This window comes from Streptomyces sp. STR69, assembly GCF_024519455.1.
Lineage (GTDB): Bacteria > Actinomycetota > Actinomycetes > Streptomycetales > Streptomycetaceae > Streptomyces.
The window spans coordinates 78,428-99,309 of record NZ_JALJRY010000022.1 but is presented as its reverse complement, the minus strand read 5'-3'; the positions used below and the strand labels follow the sequence as shown (position 1 = coordinate 99,309).

Annotated in this window: 21 protein-coding genes and 1 pseudogene; 8 read left to right on the top strand and 14 right to left on the bottom strand. The window is 70.9% G+C overall.

All coding sequences use genetic code 11. From position 1 onward, the window contains the following. Window positions 1–41: 41 nt before the first annotated feature. Together OC490_RS34480 and OC490_RS34475 are read left to right on the top strand one after the other, a co-directional pair. The gene (locus OC490_RS34480) at window positions 42–755 is read left to right on the top strand and encodes a DsbA family oxidoreductase (protein ID WP_262061955.1); all 714 of its coding nucleotides are present in this window, start codon (window positions 42–44) and stop codon (window positions 753–755) included. Window positions 756–852: 97 nt separating this feature from the next. Next, a complete protein-coding gene (locus OC490_RS34475; RefSeq protein WP_262061954.1) occupies window positions 853–1,902 on the top strand; it encodes an aminotransferase class V-fold PLP-dependent enzyme in 1,050 nt (349 codons plus the stop codon). A gap of 15 nt (window positions 1,903–1,917) precedes the next feature. Here the strand turns inward: OC490_RS34475 and thpD are convergent, their stop codons facing one another. The 6 genes and pseudogenes from thpD to OC490_RS34445 form a co-directional block, all read right to left on the bottom strand. Further along, entirely contained in the window at window positions 1,918–2,814 is an 897-nt protein-coding gene (gene thpD, locus OC490_RS34470; RefSeq protein WP_262061953.1) for an ectoine hydroxylase, read from the bottom strand. A 5-nt stretch (window positions 2,815–2,819) separates the two neighbouring features. After that, a complete protein-coding gene (locus OC490_RS34465; protein WP_262061952.1) occupies window positions 2,820–3,224 on the bottom strand; it encodes an ectoine synthase in 405 nt (134 codons plus the stop codon). A 46-nt stretch (window positions 3,225–3,270) separates the two neighbouring features. Beyond that, a complete protein-coding gene (ectB, locus tag OC490_RS34460) occupies window positions 3,271–4,542 on the bottom strand; it encodes a diaminobutyrate--2-oxoglutarate transaminase (RefSeq protein WP_262061951.1) in 1,272 nt (423 codons plus the stop codon). Window positions 4,543–4,587: 45 nt separating this feature from the next. Continuing rightward, entirely contained in the window at window positions 4,588–5,094 is a 507-nt protein-coding gene (gene ectA, locus OC490_RS34455; protein WP_262061950.1) for a diaminobutyrate acetyltransferase, read from the bottom strand. A gap of 244 nt (window positions 5,095–5,338) precedes the next feature. Next, window positions 5,339–5,416 (bottom strand): annotated as a pseudogene (locus OC490_RS34450) (DUF664 domain-containing protein); the annotation flags it as partial. Window positions 5,417–5,425: 9 nt separating this feature from the next. Further along, the gene (locus OC490_RS34445; protein WP_262061949.1) at window positions 5,426–6,526 is read right to left on the bottom strand and encodes a pyridoxal-phosphate-dependent aminotransferase family protein; all 1,101 of its coding nucleotides are present in this window, start codon (window positions 6,524–6,526) and stop codon (window positions 5,426–5,428) included. Between the two features lie 203 nt (window positions 6,527–6,729). On the opposite strand from OC490_RS34445, the gene OC490_RS34440 reads away from it, so the two are divergent. The 5 genes from OC490_RS34440 to OC490_RS34420 all read left to right on the top strand — a co-directional run bounded on the left by OC490_RS34440 (window position 6,730) and on the right by OC490_RS34420 (window position 11,401). Further along, window positions 6,730–7,587: a transporter substrate-binding domain-containing protein gene (locus tag OC490_RS34440; RefSeq protein ID WP_262061948.1), complete on the top strand. Its 858-nt coding sequence runs from the start codon at window positions 6,730–6,732 to the stop codon at window positions 7,585–7,587. Further along, the gene (locus OC490_RS34435; protein ID WP_262061947.1) at window positions 7,584–8,411 is read left to right on the top strand and encodes an amino acid ABC transporter permease; all 828 of its coding nucleotides are present in this window, start codon (window positions 7,584–7,586) and stop codon (window positions 8,409–8,411) included. The genes OC490_RS34440 and OC490_RS34435 overlap by 4 nt, the downstream gene beginning before the upstream one ends. Further along, on the top strand, window positions 8,408–9,196 hold the full coding sequence (locus tag OC490_RS34430; protein ID WP_262061946.1) for an amino acid ABC transporter ATP-binding protein: 789 nt from the start codon (window positions 8,408–8,410) through the stop codon (window positions 9,194–9,196). The genes OC490_RS34435 and OC490_RS34430 overlap by 4 nt, the downstream gene beginning before the upstream one ends. An 88-nt stretch (window positions 9,197–9,284) precedes the next feature. After that, window positions 9,285–10,376 (top strand): amidohydrolase family protein, encoded by a 1,092-nt coding sequence (locus OC490_RS34425; RefSeq protein WP_262061945.1) that lies wholly within the window; start codon window positions 9,285–9,287, stop codon window positions 10,374–10,376. Between the two features lie 131 nt (window positions 10,377–10,507). Further along, entirely contained in the window at window positions 10,508–11,401 is an 894-nt protein-coding gene (locus OC490_RS34420; protein ID WP_262061944.1) for an SCO1860 family LAETG-anchored protein, read from the top strand. A 123-nt stretch (window positions 11,402–11,524) separates the two neighbouring features. Here OC490_RS34420 and cobC read toward each other — a convergent pair whose 3' ends face one another. From cobC to cobM, 6 genes are read right to left on the bottom strand one after another with little or no spacing between them, the layout of a single operon-like run. Further along, the gene (gene cobC, locus OC490_RS34415; protein ID WP_262061943.1) at window positions 11,525–12,631 is read right to left on the bottom strand and encodes an Rv2231c family pyridoxal phosphate-dependent protein CobC; all 1,107 of its coding nucleotides are present in this window, start codon (window positions 12,629–12,631) and stop codon (window positions 11,525–11,527) included. Further along, entirely contained in the window at window positions 12,621–13,559 is a 939-nt protein-coding gene (locus tag OC490_RS34410; RefSeq protein WP_262061942.1) for a sirohydrochlorin chelatase, read from the bottom strand. The genes cobC and OC490_RS34410 overlap by 11 nt, the downstream gene beginning before the upstream one ends. After that, complete coding sequence (locus OC490_RS34405; protein WP_262062044.1) at window positions 13,556–14,146, bottom strand: precorrin-8X methylmutase; 591 nt, start codon at window positions 14,144–14,146, stop codon at window positions 13,556–13,558. Before OC490_RS34405 ends, OC490_RS34410 begins: the two co-directional genes overlap by 4 nt. A gap of 5 nt (window positions 14,147–14,151) precedes the next feature. Further along, entirely contained in the window at window positions 14,152–15,864 is a 1,713-nt protein-coding gene (gene cobJ / locus OC490_RS34400; protein WP_262061941.1) for a precorrin-3B C(17)-methyltransferase, read from the bottom strand. Further along, on the bottom strand, window positions 15,861–17,099 hold the full coding sequence (gene cbiE, locus OC490_RS34395; protein ID WP_262061940.1) for a precorrin-6y C5,15-methyltransferase (decarboxylating) subunit CbiE: 1,239 nt from the start codon (window positions 17,097–17,099) through the stop codon (window positions 15,861–15,863). The genes cobJ and cbiE overlap by 4 nt, the downstream gene beginning before the upstream one ends. After that, window positions 17,096–17,932 (bottom strand): precorrin-4 C(11)-methyltransferase, encoded by an 837-nt coding sequence (cobM, locus tag OC490_RS34390; protein WP_262061939.1) that lies wholly within the window; start codon window positions 17,930–17,932, stop codon window positions 17,096–17,098. The genes cbiE and cobM overlap by 4 nt, the downstream gene beginning before the upstream one ends. A 110-nt stretch (window positions 17,933–18,042) precedes the next feature. Here cobM and OC490_RS34385 point away from each other — a divergent pair, with 110 nt between their 5' ends. Then, window positions 18,043–18,771 (top strand): ZIP family metal transporter, encoded by a 729-nt coding sequence (locus tag OC490_RS34385; protein ID WP_262061938.1) that lies wholly within the window; start codon window positions 18,043–18,045, stop codon window positions 18,769–18,771. A gap of 20 nt (window positions 18,772–18,791) precedes the next feature. Here the strand turns inward: OC490_RS34385 and cobI are convergent, their stop codons facing one another. Together cobI and OC490_RS34375 are read right to left on the bottom strand one after the other, a co-directional pair. Continuing rightward, window positions 18,792–19,538 (bottom strand): precorrin-2 C(20)-methyltransferase, encoded by a 747-nt coding sequence (gene cobI, locus OC490_RS34380; protein WP_262061937.1) that lies wholly within the window; start codon window positions 19,536–19,538, stop codon window positions 18,792–18,794. Then, on the bottom strand, window positions 19,523–20,881 hold the full coding sequence (locus OC490_RS34375) for a cobyrinate a,c-diamide synthase (protein WP_262061936.1): 1,359 nt from the start codon (window positions 20,879–20,881) through the stop codon (window positions 19,523–19,525). Before OC490_RS34375 ends, cobI begins: the two co-directional genes overlap by 16 nt. Between the last annotated feature and the right edge of the window lies 1 nt (window position 20,882).

Below are 20,882 nucleotides of genomic sequence, written 5' to 3'. Positions count from 1 at the left end.
GAGTCTCCGTCAACCGCACACGTCCTGGAAAGAGCCGAAGAATGCGCGTCGAGATCTGGTCGGACATCGCCTGTCCCTGGTGCTACGTGGGCAAGGCCCGCTTCGAGAAGGCCCTCGACTCCTTCCCGCACCGCGACGGCGTCGAGGTCGTCCACCGGTCCTTCGAGCTCGACCCGGGCCGCGCCAAGAGCGACATCCAGCCCGTGCTGAAGATGCTCACCAAGAAGTACGGCATGAGCGAGGCGCAGGCGCAGGCGGGCGAGGACAACCTCGGCACGCAGGCCGCAGCCGAGGGCCTCGACTACCGCACCCGTGACCGCGACCACGGGAACACCTTCGACATGCACCGCCTCCTTCACTTCGCCAAGGAGCAGGGCCGCCAGGACGAGCTGATCCAGGCGCTGTACAAGGCGAACTTCGCCGAGGAGCGGTCCGTCTTCGGCGACGACGAGCGCCTCGTCGAACTGGCCGCGGGCGTCGGCCTCGACGCGGACGCCGCCCGCAAGGTGCTGGCCGACCCGAGCGCCTACGCCGACGACGTCCGCGCCGACGAGCGCGAGGCCGCCGAACTGGGCGCGAACGGCGTGCCCTTCTTCGTCCTCGACCGCAAGTACGGCGTCTCGGGCGCCCAGCCCGCCGAGGTCTTCGCCCAGGCCCTGACCCAGGCGTGGGGCGAGCACTCGCCCCTGAAGCTGATCGACAACGGTGACGCGGAGGCCTGCGGCCCGGATGGGTGCGCGGTGCCGCAGGCCTGAAAGCCGCAGGTCAGGGCGGACACATAAGCGTTGCTTAGAGGATTCACGCAAAAATACGCAATGGACGAGGCTCGAACGGCACCGCAGAGTGGGTGCCATGGAGACCTTCGAGAGCCTCGTCCGTGCCGAGTTCGCCCCGAAGAACACCTACCTCAACACGGCGAGCACCGGCCTCCTCCCGAGGCGCACCGTGACCGCCATGCACACCGCCGTCGAGGCGGCCTCGATCGGCACACCGACCGACATGTTCGACGACGTCGAGGCGTCCCGCGCCGCCTTCGCCCGCCTGACGCGGGTACCGGTCGACCGGGTGGCGGCCGGGGCCTCGGTGGCGGTCTACAGCGGACTGATCGCCTCCTCACTCCCGCCCGGCGCCGAAGTCCTCACCGCCGAGGCCGACTTCAGCTCCGTCGTGAACCCCTTCCACATGCGCGCCGACCTCAAGGTGCGCGCCGTCCCGCTGGAGCGGATCGCCGAGTCGGTACGCCCCGGCACCGCGCTCGTCGCGGTCAGCGCCGCCCAGTCCGCCGACGGCCGCATCGCCGACCTGCCCGCGCTCCGGGCGGCGGCACACGAACACGGGGCGCGTACATACGTCGACGCCTCGCAGGCCGTCGGCTGGCTGGACCTCGACGCGGACGCCTACGACTATGTCGCCGCCGTGGGCTTCAAGTGGCTCTTCTGCCCGCGCGGGGTCGCCTTCCTGGTCACCCCGGAGGACCTCGGCGGCCTCAACCCGGTCTTCGCGGGCTGGGTCGCGGGCGAGGCCCCGTGGGACAGCTGCTACGGCCCGGTCGCCGAACTCGCCCACTCCGCCCGCCGGTTCGACGAGAGCCCGGCCCTCTTCTCCTACGCCGGTGCCCGCCACTCCCTCGCCCTGCTGGAGGAGTTGGGCGTGGACGCCGTACGCGCCCACGACCTCGACCTGGCCGACCGCTTCCGCGCGGGCCTGGCCACCCTCGGGCACGAGCCCGTCGCGTCCCCGGGGTCCCCGATCGTGTCGGTGCCCGGACTCGGCGGACGGCAGGGGGAGTTGAGCACGGCGGGTGTCGAAGTCTCGAACCGGGCGGGGAACTTGCGTGCCGCCTTCCACCTCTACAACACCCCGCAGGACGTCGACCGGCTCCTCGGCGTCCTCGCGGGCTGACGCCGGTCGCGCGGCTCACCTCACCGGTGTGAAGTCCCGCGCCCCGATGAACTCCGGCCGTCGCACCGGCGCCGCGAACGGCTCGACTGCCTTGTTCTCCACGCTGTTGAAGACGATGAAGACGTTGCTGCGCGGGAACGGCGTGATGTTGTCGCCGGAGCCGTGCATGCAGTTGCAGTCGAACCAGGTCGCCGAACCGGCCCTGCCCGTGAACAACCTGATGCCGTACTGGGAGGCCATGCCGGTCAGCGCCGCGTCGGACGGGGTGCCCGCGTCCTGCATCCGGAGCGACTGGCGGTAGTTGTCCTCGGGGGTCGCGCCCGCGCAGCCCAGGAACGTGCGGTGCGAGCCCGGCATGATCATGAGGCCGCCGTTGGTGTCGTGGTTCTCGGTGAGCGCGATCGACACGGACACGGTCCGCATGTTCGGCAGACCGTCCTCGGCGTGCCAGGTCTCGAAGTCCGAGTGCCAGTAGAAGCCGCTCGCGCCGAACCCCGGCTTGACGTTGATCCGGGACTGGTGGACGTACACGTCCGAGCCGAGGATCTGCCGCGCCCGCCCGACGACCCGTTCGTCCCGCACGAGCCGGGCGAACACCTCGCTGATCCGGTGCACTTCGAAGACGGACCGGATCTCCTTCGACTTCGGCTCGACGATCGACCGCTCGTCGGCCCGGATCGCGGGGTCGTCGACCAGACGTTCCAACTCCCGCCGGTAGACGTCGACTTCGTCGTCACGGAGGAGTTCCGGCATGGCGAGGAAGCCGTCGCGCTCGAAGGACTGGAGGTCGCCGGGCGGGATCGGCCCGGCTGCGTCGGGGGAGCCCCAGACGACGGGGTCCCTGCGCGGGACGGACACCTCGGTGGTGCCGCGGCTGGGGTACAGGTCGGTGGTGTCGGTGACGGTGGTCATGCTCTTCAGACCTCCTCGGGCTCGGTCAGCAGCGGGTATACGCCGTTCTCGTCGTGGTCCTCCCGTCCGGTGACGGGCGGGTTGAAGACACAGATGCAGCGGAAGTCCTCCTTGATCCGCATCGTGTGCCGCTCGTGTCCGTCGAGGAGGTACATGGTCCCGGGCGTGATCGTGTACGTCTGCCCGGTCTCGCTGTCGGTGAGTTCGGCCTCGCCCTCGACACAGACGACGGCCTCGATGTGGTTCGCGTACCACATCGACGTCTCGGTGCCCGCGTAGAGGACGGTCTCGTGGAGCGAGAAGCCGACCCGCTCCTTGGCGAGGATGATGCGCTTGCTCTCCCAGGTGCCGGACGCGGCCTTGACGTGCCGGTCGGTGCCTTCGAGTTCCTTGAACGAACGGACAATCACGGTGCTGTTTACGCCTCCTTGACGTGGTGTCGGACGGTCGGGTTGTTCAGACGGTTTCTCGTACGGCGCGGGCGAGGATGCTGAGCCCCTCGTCCAGTTCCTCGGGGGTGATGGTCAGTGCGGGCAGCAGTTTCACGACCTCGCCCTGCGGGCCCGACGTCTCGACGAGCAGGCCGAGTTCGAAGGCCCGGGCGCAGATCCGTCCGGCGCGCTCGGGGTCCTTGAACTCGATGCCCCAGACGAGCCCGCGGCCCCGGTACTCCTTGATGTCGGCGAGGTTCTCCTCGGTGATGGAGATCAGTCCCTGCTCGACCTGTTCGCCGCGGGTCCGGGTCTGCTTCTCCATCGCGGAGCCGTCCGCCCAGTACGTCTCCAGGGCGGCGGTGGCGGTGACGAACGCCGGGTTGTTGCCGCGGAACGTGCCGTTGTGCTCGCCCGGCTCCCAGATGTCCAGCTCGGGCTTGAACAGGCACAGGGACATCGGAAGGCCGTAGCCGCTGATGGACTTGGACACGGTGACGATGTCGGGCACGATCCCGGACTCCTCGAAGGAGAAGAACGCGCCGGTGCGTCCGCAGCCCATCTGGATGTCGTCGACGATGAGGAGCATGTCCTGGCGTTCGCACAACTCGGCGAGCGCGCGCAGCCATTCGGGGCGGGCGGCGTTGATGCCGCCCTCGCCCTGCACGGTCTCGACGATCACCGCGGCGGGCTTGTTGAGGCCGGAGCCCTGGTCCTCCAACAGCCGCTCGAACCACAGGAAGTCGGGGACCTGGCCGTCGAAGTAGTTGTCGAACGGCATCGGCGTGCCGTGCACCAGCGGGATACCGGCACCGGCCCGCTTGAACGCGTTGCCGGTCACGGCCAGCGAGCCCAGCGACATCCCGTGGAAGGCGTTGGTGAACGACACGATCGACTCGCGGCCCTTCACCTTCCGCGCCAACTTCAGTGCGGATTCAACGGCGTTGGTGCCGGTCGGGCCCGGGAACATCACCTTGTACGGCAGATCGCGGGGCCGCAGCACCAGGTCCTGGAAGGTCTGCAGGAACGCGCGCTTCGCACCGGTCGACATGTCGAGCCCGTGGGTGACGCCGTCGCGCTCCAGGTAGTCGATCAACGCCCGTTTCAGGACAGGGTTGTTGTGCCCGTAGTTGAGCGAGCCGGCGCCCGCGAAGAAGTCGAGGTAGGCGCGGCCGTCCTCGTCGTACATACGGCTGCCCCGGGCCCGGTCGAAGACGGTGGGCCAGCCGCGGCAGTAGCTGCGGACCTCGGACTCCAGGGTCTCGAAGACGCTGAGATCGGGCTGGGTGATGGTCACGCGAATCGCTCCTAAAGGGGTGGGGGGTTCTCGGAGGCCGGGGTCTCAGAGACTCAACGGGCCGATCCGGTACAGCACTTCGGGGTCGTGGGGTCCGTCCGGGAAGTCACCGGCCTCGAACAGGACCGTGCGCTCGACGGTGGCGCCGTGGCGTTCGGCGTACGACGTGAAGAGGCGCTCGGAGGCGGTGTTGCCGGGTGAGATCGTGGTCTCGATCGCGGTCAGCCCGTAGTGGGCCGAGACCCGCTCGGTGAGCCCGTCGAGGAGCCGGGCGGCCAGTCCGCGGCCACGCTGCGCGGCGTCGACGGCGACCTGCCACACGAGCAGGGTGCCGGGCCGGTCCGGCGGCACGTACCCGGTGACGAAACCGACCGGTTCCCCGCGCTCGTCCCGCACGACGGCGGAAGTGCCGGCGAAGTCCCGGCACCACAGCAGATAGCTGTACGACGAGTTCAGGTCGAGGGCGTTCGAGTCCTTGGCAATACGCCAGAGCGCGGCGCCGTCGGCCACCGTGGGGCGGTCTATGTGCAGGTCTGCTCGGGTGGCGGTCATGCAAATTGAATTTACCGAGGGAAATTCGAAATTGCATGGAGGGATGGGGTTACGTCCGCTGCTGCGCTGTGTTATCACGCGGGCGAGTGCGGTTTAAATGTGTGGATTTGACCTGTAGATAAAGGGCAAAGCGGGCGGTCTGTGTAACGGGTCACAAGCGTGTGACCCTCACGAGATCTACGCGAATTATTTGCGTTTAGGGGCACGGAAACCGGGCAGAAGAATTCTGGAATTACATCCGAAATCAGAATTGGGTGCCGGTCGTACCGTCGATGCTTTCCCGCAGGAAATCGGCGTGACCGTTGTGCCGCAGATACTCCTCGACCGAGGGTTACCGCCACGCCCCTTCCACGGCAGTCCGGGCCGCCTCCGGGTCCACCGCTACCCCCTGCGCGGCCAGTGCCGTGCCCAGTGCTGCCAAGCAGCTCTGTACCGCACCCACCGTCGCGTCCACTCCGTAGTGGTTGACCCGGATCATCTCCTTGGACAGGGCGCCACCGCCCGCCGCCAGCGGCAGGGTCGGGTGCGACGCCAGGGCCCTCGTCACCAGCTCCGACGCGACGACACCCGGCGGTGTCCTGAGTGTCGTGGCGACCGGGGCGGCCTCGGACGCGTTGTGGACGTACGGCTCCAGGCCGCCGCCCAGGGCAAGTGCGCCCGCCCGTGTCGCCGCAGCCGCTACCGCGTGGCGGCGCATCACCGTGTCCAGGCCTTCCGACTCGATCCGCGCCACGCATGCCTCCAGGGCGAGCATCTCCAACTGGGCCGGTGCGTGCGGCAGCGCCTTGCGGCCGGCGTCGGTGCAGCGGACCTTCCAGTCCAACAACGAGAGGTAGGAGCGGCGCGGGGCTCCGGGGTTGGACGTCATCCGCGACCATGCGCGCTCGCTCACCGACACCGCCGACACACCCGCGGGGCCGCCCATCGCCTTCTGCGCGCCGATCACGCACAGGTCGACACCCCACGCGTCCGGCAGCACCGGTTCCGCGCCGATGGAGGCCACCGCGTCGAGGTAGAAGAGGGCGCCGTGCGCGCGTACGACCTCGCCGATCTCCGCGACCGGGTTGGTGTTGCCGGTCGCCGCCTCCGCGTGGACGAGGGAGACGAAGTCGATCTCCGGGTGCTCGGCGAAGGCCTCTCGGATCTGCTCCGCGGTCACCGCCGTGTGGAATGGGACCGCCAGGTCGATCACCTCGGCGCCGCAGTCCCGCAGCCAGTCTCCGAAGGTCTGCCCGTAGGGGCCGGTGATGACGTTCAGCGCGACCGTGCCCTGACCGGCCGTCGAACGGATCGCGCCCTCCAACGGCAGCAACGCTTCGCCCTGCATGATCACGACATCCTGATCGGTGCCGAGCAGCCGGGCCACCCGGTCCTCGATCGAGGCGAAGTGCGCGGCGCTCAGCGGGGCCAGGTCAAGGAAGGGGTGCGTCACGGCGGTGCTCTTTCACTCGCGGGGACCGAAGGTGTCCCGGGATCGATGGGAACGAGCGTAACCGGCGCCCCGCACTGCCCTCCGCGCCCCTCTGACCGGCGACTTCTTAGCCCGTACGGCCCCGTGCCCGACACCTCACCACGAGCGGGCCGCCCCGCCCCTCCGAATAATCGGAAGCCACAGTTCCGTCACAGGAGGCCTCCGTGAACACGCTCCTCGGCCGCCGGGCCCGCACCCTGGCCGCCACCACCGCGACGGCCGCACTCGTCCTCGTGGCCGGCTGCACGTCGAGCGACAGCGGCGGCAGCGGTTCTAAGACCGCCGCCGGTGGCGTCGAACTCGTCAAGGCGGGTCGGCTCACGACCTGCACCCACCTGCCCTACCCGCCCTTCCAGTCCGAGATCGACGGCAAGGTGCAGGGCTTCGACGTCTCCCTCATCGACCTCGTGGCCAAGAACCTCGGCGTGAAGCAGCAGATCCTCGACACCCCCTTCGAGAACTTCAAGACCGGCGCCTTCCTCAACGCCGACGAATGCGACCTCGCTGCCGCCGGTATGACCATCACCGCCGAGCGCAAGAAGAACGTCGACTTCTCCGACCCCTACTTCGACGCCACCCAGGCCGTCCTCGTCGACAAGAAGAGCGGGATCACCTCCCTCGCCGACGTGAAGACCAAGGGCAAGAAGCTCGGCGCCCAGGCGCAGACCACCGGCGAGGACTACGCGAAGAGCAAGGGCTTCGACCCCGTCTCCTTCGAGTCCTCCGACGCCGTCCTCAACGGCCTGCGCACCGGCCAGGTCCAGGCCGTCATCATCGACTACCCCGTCGTACAGGGCTGGTTGAAGACCAAGGCCAACGCCGACGCCTTCGAGGTCGTCGACAACCTCAACACCGGTGAGCAGTACGGCTTCACGGTCAAGAAGGGCAACACGAAACTCCTCGCCGCCATCAACAGGGCGATCAAGGACGCGAAGGCCGACGGCACGTACAAGAAGCTGTACGAGAAGTGGATCGGCCCGTACGACGCCTCGGCCGCCTCGCCGTCACCCTCGGCCTCATGACCGACCTGCAACTCCAGCCGAGGGCGAAGGGCCTGACGCGTCGTCAACGGCGCAGGCTGTCCAGGGGAGTTCAGTACACGGTGTTCCTCGGCGCGGTGATCGCCTTCGCGGTCACCGCCGACTGGGGCCGGCTGAAGAACCAGTTCGCGCAGTGGAGCATCGCCAAGCAGATGTTCCCCGACGTCATCACGCTGGCGTTGAAGAACACGGTGCTCTACACCCTGTCGGGCTTCGTCTTCGGACTCGTCCTCGGCATGGTCGTCGCGCTGATGCGGCTGTCGTCCGTCGGACCGTACCGCTGGCTCGCCGGGATCTACATCGAGATCTTCCGGGGCCTGCCCGCCCTGCTGATCTTCATCTTCGTCGGTGTCGCCGTGCCGCTCGCCTTCCCCGGGACGGAGATCGTCGGCGGTACGTACGGCAAGGTCGCCCTCGCGCTCGGCCTGGTGTCGGCCGCGTACATGGCGGAGACGATCCGCGCGGGCATCCAGGCGGTACCCAGGGGGCAGCTGGAGGCGGCCCGTTCGCTCGGCTTCTCGCAGGCGCGGGCCATGGTGTCGATCGTCGTCCCGCAGGCGCTCCGGATCATCCTGCCGCCCCTCACCAACGAACTCGTGCTGCTCTTCAAGGACTCCTCCCTGGTCCTGTTCCTCGGCGTCACCCTGGAGGAGCGCGAACTGTCCAAATACGGACGGGACTTGGCCAGTACGACCGCCAACTCCACGCCCATCCTGGTCGCGGGCCTGTGCTATCTCCTCGTCACGATCCCGCTGAGCTTCGTGGTGCGCCGCATGGAGACGAAGACCGGGGAGGCCGTGCGATGACCGCCCCGTCGGGGAATCCCGAGATCGAAGTGCGCGGCCTGCACAAGTCGTTCGGCACGAATGAGGTACTGCGCGGCATCGACCTGGAGATCGGGCAGGGGGAGGTGGTGTGCGTCATCGGGCCGTCGGGCTCGGGCAAGTCGACCCTGTTGCGGTGTGTGAACCTGCTCGAAGAACCCACCGAGGGGCGGGTGTTCGTCGGCGGCACCGAGGTCACCGACCCCGATGTCGACATCGACGCCGTACGCCGTCGTATCGGCATGGTCTTCCAGCAGTTCAACCTCTTCCCGCACCTGACCGTCACCGAGAACCTCACCCTGCCCCAACGCCGGGTCCTGCGCCGGGACAGGGCGGCGGCCGAGAGGGTCGCCGCGGAGAACCTGCGGCGCGTGGGTCTCTCCGAGAAGGCGGCGGCCCACCCCGCGTCCCTCTCCGGCGGCCAGCAGCAACGCGTCGCGATCGCACGGGCGTTGGCGATGGACCCCGAGGTGATGCTCTTCGACGAACCGACCTCCGCACTCGACCCGGAACTGGTGGGCGACGTACTGGCGGTCATGCGGATGCTCGCGAACGAGGGCATGACCATGATGGTGGTCACCCACGAGATGACGTTCGCACGCGAGGTCGCTGACCGGGTGGTGTTCATGGACGCCGGGGTGATCGTCGAGGACGGCACACCGGACCGGGTCATCACCAAGCCGCAGCACGCCCGCACCCGCCATTTCCTGTCCCGGCTGCTGGACCCCGCGATGGCTGACGTGGACGACGAGGGCAGCGGCCCCTGAGGGGCGCGGGGCTGTGCCGATTTGCGGCTGCGCCGCGTGGGCGCGACCAGCCACGACGGACCCGCACCCGACGAACTATCGTGCGTCCATGAGCGATCTACCGGTGCTGCACATGAAGGGCCGAGTCCTGGTGGGCCCCGAGGACATCCGCGACGAACTCTGGGTCATCGACGGCCGCATCTCCTACGACCGCCCCGTCCACGCCGACGACATCCGGACGGTCGACGGCTGGGCCCTCCCCGGCCTCGTGGACGCCCACTGCCACGTAGGCCTGGGAACCCATGGCCCGGTAGACGCCGAGACCGCCGAGCAACAGGCCCTCACCGACCGCGATGCCGGCACCCTCCTGCTCCGCGACGCGGGTTCGCCGTCCGACACCCGCTGGATCGACGACCGCGAGGACCTACCGAAGATCGTCCGCGCGGGCAGACACATCGCCCGCACCCGCCGATACATCCGCAACTTCGCCCACGAGATCGAACCGGACGAACTCGTCGCCTACGTCGGCCAGGAGGCCCGACGCGGCGACGGCTGGGTCAAGTTGGTCGGCGACTGGATCGACCGCGACCTCGGCGACCTGTCGGCCTGCTGGCCGCGCGAGGCCGTGGAGGCGGCGATCGCCGAAGCGCACCGGCTCGGCGCCCGTGTCACCGCGCACTGCTTCGCGGAGGACGCGTTGCGCGACCTGGTCGAGGCGGGCATCGACTGCATCGAGCACGCGACCGGCCTCACCGAGGAGATCATCCCGCTGTTCGCCTCGCGGGGCGTGGCGATCGTCCCGACCCTCGTGAACATCGCGACCTTCCCGAAGCTCGCCGAGGGCGGCGACGCCAAGTACCCACGCTGGTCCGCCCATCTGCGGCGACTGTACGAGCGGCGCTACGACACCGTGCGCGCCGCCTACGACGCGGGCGTCCCGGTGTACGTCGGCACGGACGCCGGGGGGTCGTTGGCCCACGGCCTGGTCGCCGCCGAGGTCGCCGAGCTCGTCACCGCCGGCATCCCGGCCGTGGAGGCGCTCTCGGCGACCGCGTGGGGCGCGCGGCGGTGGCTCGGGCGGCCCGGGCTCGAGGAGGGCGCGCCGGCGGACTTCGTCGTGTACGAGGCGGACCCGCGCGCCGATGTCCGCGTCCTGGCGTCGCCGCGACGAGTGGTGCTGAACGGGCTGGTGGTCGAATAGTCGCCAGTCGATTCGAATGCGTTCACGGAAAACCCACGATGGGGTGAAGTGACGCGGGATCGCTGACGGTTCACCCTTCGTGGGTAATTCTTACCGGGTCCCAAGCATGTCTCTTCTGGGGGTCCCACACCTTGAACGGCACCAACTTCCGCATGCCCGCACGCCGTTGGGCCACCGTCGCCACGGCCGCCGCTCTCGCCGCCGGTCCCGCGACGCTGGCCGGCGCGGGGTCCGCCCACGCGAGAACCGACCAGGGTCGTGCGAGCGCCGTCGTCCTGCGTACCGGGCTCGACGTGTCCCTGCTCAACAAGACCGTGGACGTTCCGCTCGCGGTCTCCCTCAACGAGGTCCAGGCACCGCAGAGCGCCGAAAAGACCGCGCTCAGCGCCCAGTTGGACGGGGTGAACGGTGGGCAGCCGTTCAGTGTGCTCAGCGCGGACGTCGCCACGGCGAAGGCGACGGTGTCCGCGACGCAGGCCGAGGGGTACACGAACCTCGCCCATGTCCGGCTCCATGTGCCCGGGTTGCCGTTGCTCTCGCTCATCGAGGTCGACGCGGTCACCTCCAAGGCGACGTGCGAGGCGGGGAAGGCGCCGGTCGCCACGTCGCATCTGCCGGGGGCGGTGACGGTGCTCGGTAAGCGGGTCACGGTGACCGCCGGTGGTCCTACGGAGGTTCAGGTGCCGGGGGTCGGGTCGGTGCGGCTCGACTTGTCCAAGACGTCGACCACGTCCCGGACGGCCGCTGCGACCGCGCTCCAACTCAAGGTGTCCGTCAACCCGTTGAAGCTGAACGTGGCGGATGTGGAGGGGACGGTGACGTTGGCGCGGGCGACCTGTGAGGCACCGTCACCGTCACCGTCACCGTCGTCGGCCCCGGACGTGAAGCCGCAGGGGGCTCCGGTGGAGGAGGGGTTGGCCGAGACGGGGGGTAGCTCCATGACACCGTATGTCGCGGGTGGGGCAGTGTTGTTGCTGGCGGTGGGCGGGGGAGCGGTGATCACGGCGCGCCGCCGTCGTGGCTAGGGCAACCACCTTTCCCACCCACCCGTCTCGGATGCTTGAAAGGCGACCTCTCGACCGACCGAGTCGGGTGGTGGGTGGGCATGGGCCGGGGGTCCAGGGGACGGAGCCCCCTGGTACGGGATGTCACTTCCCCGACAACGTCACCGCCTGGTCCAGTGCCTGCAAGAACCTGTTGACCGTTGTCCGGTCTCGTACCGCCAACCGTAGCCACTCCTCGCCCAACCCCGGAAACGTGTCCCCCCTGCGCACCGCGAAGCCCAGGTCGCGCAGATGCCGTCGGACGGCAACCGCGTTGGGAACGCGAACGAGGACGAAGGGGCCCTCGGCGGGTTCCATGACCTGGAGGCCGTCAGGGGCGAACTCGGTGAGGCCGGCGACGAGATGGGCCCGGTCGGCGGCGATGCGGTGGGCCGCGTGGGCGGCCTCCACGAGGGCCGGTGACTCCATGCACGCCTCCGCCGCGGCGAGCGCGGGTGTGGACACCGGCCACAGGGGCTGGGCCCGTTCGAGTTCGGCGATCGTCTCGGGGGCTGCCAGGACGTAGCCGATCCGCAGCCCCGCCAGACCCCACGTCTTCGTGAGGCTGCGCAGCACCACCAGGCCGGGGATGTCGGTCCGGCCCGCGAGCGCCTCGCGCTCACCCGGCACCGCGTCCATGAACGCCTCGTCCACCACCAACGTCCGCCCCGGGCGGGCGAGTCGGGCGATCGAAGCCGCAGGGTGGAGGACGGACGTGGGGTTCGTCGGGTTGCCGATCAGCACCAGGTCCGCGCCCTCGGGAACCGCCCCCGGGGTCAGCCGGAAACCGTCCGCCTCCCGCAGCAGCACCCGCTCCACCGCGTGCCCCGCGTCCCGCAGCGCCGCCTCCGGCTCCGTGAACTGCGGGTGCACGACCACCGGCTGACGGACCTTCAGCGCGCGGGCGAGCAGCACGAACGCCTCGGCGGCACCCGCCGTCAGCAGTACCCGGTCCACCGCCAGCCCGTGCCGCGCCGCGACCGCCGCCCGCGCCGCCCGCCCGTCCGGGTAGGCGGCGAGACCGGTCAGTGAACCGGCTATCCGTTCGCGCAGCCAGGTGGGCGGGGTGTCCGCGCGGACGTTCACCGCGAGGTCGATCAACCGGGCGCCGTCGTCCCGGACTTCGGCGTCGCCGTGATGACGGAGGTCATGGGTTTCGCGCGTGGGCTCGTGCGCGTTGTCCGTGGGGTCGTGGGCTCTGTCAGTGTGCATGGGCGTGCCCACCGTGATGGTGATGCCCGTGGTGGTGACCGTCGTGGTCGTGACCGTCGTCGTCCGGGTGGAAGTGCGGCTGCTGCGGTTGCCCCACCTTGTCCTCGAAACCGGGCAGCGCGATGCGGTACACGCACGAGTCGCAGTTCATCCGCAGATCACCCTTGACCGCCTCCCGGTACCGCTCCATCACCAGGTCGAGCAACTCCGGCTCCGGACCGATGACTTCGGCCGACCGTACCTCGGTCTCCGGGTGCGCCGCCGCCCAGCCCTCCGTCTGCTGTCGCACCCGCTCCGGCAGGATGCCCGTGAACAGGAAGTACGGCAGCACGACTATCCGCCGCGCGCCCAGCTTCACACACCGGTCAAGACCGCTCGGCACGTCCGGCGCCGCCAGGGACACGAACGCCGGCTCCACGCCAGCGTAGCCTCGCCCCTCCCACAGCAGCCGCGCCGCCTTGTGCACCTCGGCGTTGGCGTCCGGGTCCGTCGACCCGCGCCCCACCAGCAGCACCGTCACATCGGCCCGGTCCTCGGGCGTGCGCGCCGACTCGCCCAGTGCCTCGTCGAGCCGCCGCTCCAGCACCTTCAGCAGCGACGGGTGCGGGCCCAGTGGGCGGCCGTACGTGTAGGAGATCCTCGCGTGCCGCTCCTTCTCCCGGGCCAGCGCCGCCGGGATGTCCCCCTTGGCGTGCCCGGCGGACACCAGCATCAACGGTACGGCGGCGAACCGGCGCACCCCGCGCTCCACCAGTTCGGTCACCGCGTCGCCCAGCGGCGGCGGCGAGAGCTCGATGAACCCGCCCGCGACGGGCAGTTCGGGATGGCGGCGGCCCAACTCCCGTACGAAGGACCGGAACGCCTCGGCTCCGGCCTCGTCCCGGGTGCCGTGTCCGGCGATGAGCAGGGCGGGCGGCGGGGTGGTCACGATGTCTCCTCGGACGGTGATGTGGGGTGGTACAGAAGGGCGTTGAGGGCAGCCGCGGCGACCGCCGAACCGCCCTTCTCGGACACGTTGCTCACGGCGGGCAGCCCGCTCTCGCGCAACGCGGCCTTGGACTCGACCGCGCCGACGAAGCCGACGGGCAGCCCGATGACGAGTGCGGGGGAGGCGTCCAGCGTGAGCAACTCCTCCAGGGCGGTCGGCGCGTTGCCGATCACCCACAGGGCGCCGGGCCCGACCTCGTCGTGGGCGAGCCGGATCGCGTGGGCCGAACGCGTCAGCCCGGGACCGGACCTGGCGTCCTTCAGCCGGCACACGGTCTTGAGCTGTGTGATCCCGGCCGCGACCATCGCCACGTCCACGACCACCGGCGCCCCCGCGTGCAGCGCGCTGTGCGCCTTCGCCAACTCGCCCTCGTCCAGGACCAGATCGGACGCGTACTCCAGATCGGCGGCGGAGTGGACGACCCGTTCCACGACCGCGCGGGTCAGCGGCGGGAGGTGCGAGGTGTCCAGGCGGGCGCGCATCCGCCGGTAGGACTCCACCTCGATCGGATGAACCACCCGGTCCACAGGGATCATTCGGCCACCTCCTGCGCTGCCCGATCCGCCTGCCAGCGGTACCCGCGCGGCGTCACCATGCGTCCGGCGATGTCCCGGGTCGCCGTGTTGCCCACGGTCACCACAGTCATCATGTCGACCGTCGCCGGATCCAGCGCGGCCAGCGTCGTCAGTCGGCTGGATTCGTCCGGCCGCGAGGCGTTCCGTACGACACCGACCGGCGTCGCCGGTTCCCGGTGTTCGGCGAGGACGGCGAGGGCCTTCGGGAGCTGCCAATCGCGGCCCCGGCTGCGGGGGTTGTAGAACGTCACCACGATGTCCGCCTCGGCCGCGGCCCGCACCCGGCGCTCGATGACCTCCCACGGAGTGTGCAGATCGGAGAGGCTGATCGACACATGGTCGTGGCCGAGGGGCGCCCCGAGGATCGCGGCGGCGGCCAACGCGGCCGTCACGCCCGGGACTCCGACCACGTCGATGTCGTCCGAGGCCTCCGCCAGCGCGGGCGAGGCCATCGCGTACACCCCGGCGTCCCCGCTGCCGATCAGCGCGACCGCCTGCCCCTTCCGCGCCTCGGCCACGGCCGTACGGGCCCGCTCCTCCTCGGCGCCGAGCCCCGACTCCAGGACCAGTGTCCCGGGCCGCAGCAGATCGCGGATCTGGTCCACGTACTGGTCGAGCCCCACCAGCACGGCCGCGCGCCGGAGTTCGGCCTTGGCGCGCGGGGTGAGCAGATCCCGGGCGCCGGGTCCGAGCCCGACCACCGCGAGCCGACCGCGCGCGAGCCGCCGTGCGACGGCACAGGTCGCCATCGCAGGCTGCCCGTCGGCGCGCTCCGACTTCCGCTTGGGGACGAGGAGTTCGCCCCCGCCGACGAGCGCGGCGGCCTCCGCCACGGACGGTGTGCCCACGGCGGTGAGCGGCGCCTCGGAGGGGTTGGGCACCTCTACGGCCGCCAACTCCTCGGCGGAGTAGGTCACCAGGGGCACACCCAGTCGCTGAGCCGCCTCGACGATGCCGGGCTCGTCCGACTTGGCGTCGACGGTGGCGAGTTCGGCGAGGGACGCGACGGACAGCCCGGCGTCGCGCAGTGCGCTCTCGATGAGTCCCGACACCTCGTCCACCGGCGCCCCCTTGGACGCCCCGACCCCGACGACCAGGGACGGCGGCCGGAGTACGACCTCCCGCTCGGCGGGCTCGACGGTGCGATCGGTGACACGGACGACGTAGGAGCCACCCGTTCCCGACACCCGGAGCGGCGGCAGCGGCCACGCCAACTCGGCGTCCAGGGCGACCGGTTCGCCGTCGAGCAGGGCCCGGGAGACGCCCGCGACATCCCCCTCCACGGGGAACCCGAGCGTGTCGAGGCCGGTCACTCCGACCGCGTCCGTGGCCGTGGTCACGACGGGCCGGGCGGCCAGCAACTCGCCCACCTCCACGGCGAGTTCATTGGCCCCGCCGCCGTGCCCACCGACCAGCGACACGGCGAACCGGCCGCCCTCGTCGACGCACACGACCCCCGGGTCGGTCCGCTTGTCGCCCAACAGCGGGGCGATCAGCCGTACTACGGCTCCCGTCGCGAGGAAACAGACGAGCTGCTCGCACTCCGCGAACGCGGCCCGGACGGCGTCCCCGACGGGACCCTCGTACACGCGCGTACGGTCCGGCCACGCGGCGGCCAGCCGGTCCCGCGCCGTCGCTCCCGCCGCGGTGGCGGAGATGAGGCCGATCACTGAGCAACTCCTTCAACAGATGCCGGAGGCCGGACGCCCCACAGCAGAAAAACGGGATTGGTCGCCGCCAGCCGGGTCACATCACCCGGCAGCGGCGCGAGCCGGGACGACTGCAGCAGCACGCCGTCGACCGCGAACCCGGCAGCGCCGAGTGCCTCGCGCACCGCCGGTACCCGGTCCAGCGCGGCCATCGCGACGACCACGGTCCGCCGGGCCCGCCGGGCGCACGCGGTGACGATGGCGGGCAGTTCGCGCCCGCCGCCGCCGACGAACACGGCGTCGGGGTCGTCGAGATCGGACAGCACGGTCGGCGCCGCCCCGTGCACGGTGTGCACGTCGACGCCGTGCGCCTCGGCGTTGGCACGGATCCGCTCGACACCGTCCCGGGTCTTCTCGACGGCGGTGACGGCGGCGCCGAGCCGGGCGCACTCGACGGCCACGGAGCCGGAGCCGGAGCCGATGTCCCAGACCAGTTCGCCGAGCCGCGGCCCGAGCCGGGCCAGTGCCAGCGCCCGTACCTCGAACTTGGTGATCATGGAGTCCCGGTGCTCGAACTCCCGCTCGTCCAGGGCCCATCGGGCGGGTCCGACGGCGGCTCCGGCGACCGTCCGCGCGGTACCGAGGCTCCGCGACTCGTCCAGGCACAGGACCACACTCACCGCCGTACCCCAGTCCCGGGCGGCGGCCTCGGCGGGCGTGACCCGCTCGACCCGCTCCTGCCCGGAGCCCAACGCGGACGCGACGACGAGGACGCGCCCGGCGGTGCGGTGGCTGAGGGCGGCGCCCAGTTCGGCGGGACCGGCCCCCGGCCCGGTGAGCACGGCGACCTTGGGATGCGCGCGGCACGCGTTGACCGCCGTACGGAGATCGCGTCCGTGCGCGCTGACCACGACCGCGTCGTCCCAGGTCAGGCCGGTGCGGGCGAAGGCGGTGGCGACGGAGGAGACACCGGGGCGGACGTCGAGGACATCGGTGCCGAACCGTTCCGCCAGCGCCCGTACGATCCCGAAGAACCCGGGGTCCCCCGAGGCCAGCACGACGACCGGCTCGCCCTTCTCGACGTACGCCTGGATGGTGTCGAGGGCGGGCGCGAGCGGGCCGAGGACGATCTGCTCGGCGTCGTCCGGGAGCGTGGCGGCGGTCAGATGGCGCCGGCCGCCGACGACGAGGCGGGCACCGGCGAGCACGTCGTCCGCGACCGGCGCGCCCGTCCCCGTACCGACGACCGTGATCATGTGCTCGCACCCCGCGAGCGCAGGGCCCTGCGGGCCTCCGGGTCGGCCTTGCGGTAGCCGTGGAAATGGCCCGGGTGGTAGAGGTGCGAGCGGGTGCCGTGCGCGTCGAGGGCCGGGCCGACCAGGAAGAGGGTGTGCTTCCAGAGCTTGTGCTCCTTGACCGTCTCCTCCAGCGTGGCGATCGTGCACTTCACGATCAGTTCCTCGGGCCAGGTCGCCTGGTAGGCCACGACGACGGGCGTGTCCGTCGGATAGCCGCCCTCCAGCAGCTCACGCACCAACTGCCCGCTGCGGGCGGCCGACAGGAAGATCGCCATGGTCGTGCCGTGGCGCGCGAACTCCCGCACCTCCTCCCCGGGCGGCATCGGCGTCTTGCCGCCGCCGAGCCGGGTGAGCACGACGGACTGCGCGACCTCTGGGATCGTCAGCTCGCGCTGTGCGAGGGCGGCCACGGCGGAGAACGCGGAGACACCGGGGACGATCTCGGTCTCGATGCCGATCGCACGGCACCGGTCGACCTGTTCCTGCGTGCCTCCCCAGAGGGCCGGGTCGCCCGAGTGGATGCGCGCGACACGCAGCCCTTCCGCCACGGCCCGCTCGTACACGGCGACGACGTCCTCCAGGGACATCGTCGCCGAGTCCAGGATCTCGGCGCCCTCGCGCGCGTGGTCGAGGACCTCGGCCTGGACCAGGCTGGCCGCCCAGATCACGACGTCGGCCTCGGCGATGGCGCGCGCGGCACGGAACGTCAGCAGGTCGGCGGCGCCGGGGCCGGCACCGACGAAGGTCACCTTGCCGGTGGGGGTGTCGGCGGTGGCATCGGCATCGGCCATGGGGTCGGATCCTCTCAAGCGGGACAAACAGAACGGGAACGTCAGTACACGTGGGGGTGGAGCGGTCCAGGATGTGCGCGAACAGGGGTTGATCGGATAGCAAGGGGACTATGGCGGTCTTCGTCGCGCTCGGCGCGTTCCTGATGACGCTGGCCGGCGGCTGGACGGCACAGCGGGTGACCGACCGCCGCCATCTCGTCCTGGGCCTGGCCGGCGGCCTGATGCTGGGCGTCGTCGGCCTCGACCTCCTGCCGGAGGCGCTGCGCGCGGCGGGCCGCGAGGTCTTCGGCGTACCGGCCGCCCTGCTGCTCTTCGTGGCCGGTTTCCTCGTGGCCCATCTGGTCGAACGCCTGCTCGCCGCCCGCCAGGCCTCCCACGGCGCGGAGGAAACCAACGGCCGCGCGCCCGAGGTGGGCCTGACGGCAGCCGCCGCGATGGTCGGCCACAGCTTCATGGACGGGGTGGCGATCGGCGCCGCGTTCCAGGTGGGCGGCGGCATGGGCACGGCGGTCGCGCTCGCGGTCATCGCCCATGACTTCGCGGACGGCTTCAACACGTACACGATCACGAGCCTCTACGGGAACGCCCGCCGCAAGGCCATCGCGATGCTGGTCGCGGACGCGGCGGCCCCCGTGGCCGGCGCCGCCTCGACGGCGTTCCTCACCATCCCCCAGGGACTGCTCGGCGGCTATCTCGGCTTCTTCGGTGGCGTGCTCCTCTATCTCGCCGCCGCCGAGATCCTCCCCGAGGCCCACCACGAACACCCCGCGCCCGCGACCCTGCTGTGCACGGTCGCCGGAGCGGCGTTCATCTGGCTGGTGGTCGGCCTCGCGGCCTGATCCACGGCATCTACGACCGGTCACAACTTCCCGCCCCGCCCGCCCTCGCGCCGCGCGGGTGCGATGAGCGTGGACAGATAGGGCAACGGCTCCCCGTCCAGTTCGGCGGCCGGCCGGATCGACTCCTCGGGCAGCCCGAGCGCCGACCCCCACACCGCGTCCTCGATCCGCCCGGTCTCCCGCAGCGCCTCGGCGACCTCCGCCGCCTGCCGCCCGAACTTGTACGCCACCACGGTCCCCGGCCCGGCCAGCGCGTCCTTGAGCACGGCGGACCCGGCCGTCACGGGAACGAGCGTCAACGGCTCGGTCCCTTCGGTGAGTACGGCCCCGGAGCGCGCGGCGAGATCCTGCATGGCGGTGATCCCGGGCACGGTCTCGACGACGGTCCCCGGCACCGACTCCCCGATGGTCAGGGCGAGATAGGTGAAGGTGGAGTAGACGTTCGGGTCCCCGATGGTGGCGAACGCGACGACGGGATGCGCGGCGAGCAGCTCGGCGACCTTCGCCCCGGCGGCATCCCAGGCGGCCTCGCGCCGGGCCCGGTCGGTCCGCTCGTTGAGCGCGAAGACGACTCGGAGGACCTTCTCCTCCGGCACGTAGTGCAGGACGGTCGCCTCGGCGCGCCCCCGCTCACCGGTGTCCATCACCGGCACCACGACGACGTCGGCGGCCCGCAGAGCGTTGACGCCCTTGACGGTCACCAGCTCCGGATCGCCGGGACCCACCCCGACTCCGATCAACCTGCTGCTGCTCATGACGTCCGGCACCTCTCCACGAACCGACGGGCCACACCGGGCTCGGCCGCCCAGTGCGTGTGCAGATAACTCGCGTGCACACCCTGTTGTACGAAACCTTCGACCCGCCGCTCGGGGGCGCGCACCCCCCAGGCGGGAGCCGCCCCCGAGCCGGGCTCGACGACGGTCCGGTGGAACTCGTGCCCGCGCATCCGCGTCCCGGCAACGGCCAGCACACTGTCGCTCAGCGCGACGGCGTCCCGATACCCCAGGGTCAGCCGTTGGCTCATCCGCGCGGTGGCATCCAGCACCCCGCACATCGGCCGGCCGTCCAACTCCCGGCACAGATACAGCAGTCCGGCACACTCGGCGGCCACAGGGGCCCCGCTCTCCGCGAGCGCGCCAACGGCCTTGCGCAACGGCTCGTTGGCGGACAGCTCCGCGGCGTACACCTCGGGAAACCCGCCCCCGATGACCAAGCCGCGTGTCCCGTCCGGGAGTTGTTCATCCCGGAGCGGATCGAATACGACGACCTCGGCACCGGCCGCGGTGAGCAGTTCGGTGTGTTCGGCGTAGGAGAAGGTGAAGGCGGGGCCGCCCGCGACGGCAACCACTTCGCGTGTCGTCGTGCTGGTGACCGGTGCTTCCCACGCTTCACCCGTCAGCGCGCCCGCACTTCGTGCCAGTGCGAACAGAGCTTCCAGGTCACAGCCTTCACGTACCTGCGCCCCCATCGCCGCGACAGCCTCCACCGCGGCCGACTGCCGCTCGGCAACCGGCACCAACCCCAGATGCCGGGACGGCGTGTCCACCTGCGGCGCCCGCCGCAGCACACCCAGCACCGGCACCCCGGCAGCGTCCAACGCCTCCCGCAGCAACGCCTCGTGCCGGTCCGACGCGACCTTGTTGAGGATCACGCCCCCGACCCGCACCTGCGGATCCCAGGACGCGAACCCGTGCACCAGCGCGGCGACGGACCGGGACTGCGAGGACGCGTCGACGACCAGCACGACCGGCGCCCGCAGCAACTTCGCGACATGGGCAGTGGACGCCAACTCCCCCTCGCCCGCGGCCCCGTCGTACATCCCCATCACGCCCTCGACCACGGCGAGATCGCACCCGCGCGCCCCGTGCGCGAACAGCGGACCGATCAACTCCGGCCCGCACAGGTACGCGTCGAGGTTCCGCCCCACGCGCCCGGTGGCGAGCGCGTGATACCCGGGGTCGATGTAGTCCGGCCCGACCTTGTGCGGGGACACGGCGAGCCCCCGCGCGGCGAACGCGGCCATCAGCCCCGTGGCGACGGTGGTCTTGCCGCTGCCGGACGACGGCGCGGCGATGACCAGCCGAGGGACGGAGGACGAGGAGGACGTCATG

Coding starts and splice junctions, on each gene's coding strand:
- OC490_RS34475 (WP_262061954.1), top strand. CDS start 853: ATGGAGACCTTCGAGAGCCTCGTCCGTGCCGAGTTCGCCCCGAAGAAC.
- OC490_RS34375 (WP_262061936.1), bottom strand. CDS start 20,881: ATGACGTCCTCCTCGTCCTCCGTCCCTCGGCTGGTCATCGCCGCGCCG.
- OC490_RS34385 (WP_262061938.1), top strand. CDS start 18,043: ATGGCGGTCTTCGTCGCGCTCGGCGCGTTCCTGATGACGCTGGCCGGC.
- OC490_RS34425 (WP_262061945.1), top strand. CDS start 9,285: ATGAGCGATCTACCGGTGCTGCACATGAAGGGCCGAGTCCTGGTGGGC.
- OC490_RS34435 (WP_262061947.1), top strand. CDS start 7,584: ATGACCGACCTGCAACTCCAGCCGAGGGCGAAGGGCCTGACGCGTCGT.
- OC490_RS34480 (WP_262061955.1), top strand. CDS start 42: ATGCGCGTCGAGATCTGGTCGGACATCGCCTGTCCCTGGTGCTACGTG.
- OC490_RS34430 (WP_262061946.1), top strand. CDS start 8,408: ATGACCGCCCCGTCGGGGAATCCCGAGATCGAAGTGCGCGGCCTGCAC.
- cobC (WP_262061943.1), bottom strand. CDS start 12,631: ATGCACACTGACAGAGCCCACGACCCCACGGACAACGCGCACGAGCCC.
- ectA (WP_262061950.1), bottom strand. CDS start 5,094: ATGACCGCCACCCGAGCAGACCTGCACATAGACCGCCCCACGGTGGCC.
- thpD (WP_262061953.1), bottom strand. CDS start 2,814: ATGACCACCGTCACCGACACCACCGACCTGTACCCCAGCCGCGGCACC.
- cobM (WP_262061939.1), bottom strand. CDS start 17,932: ATGGCCGATGCCGATGCCACCGCCGACACCCCCACCGGCAAGGTGACC.
- cbiE (WP_262061940.1), bottom strand. CDS start 17,099: ATGATCACGGTCGTCGGTACGGGGACGGGCGCGCCGGTCGCGGACGAC.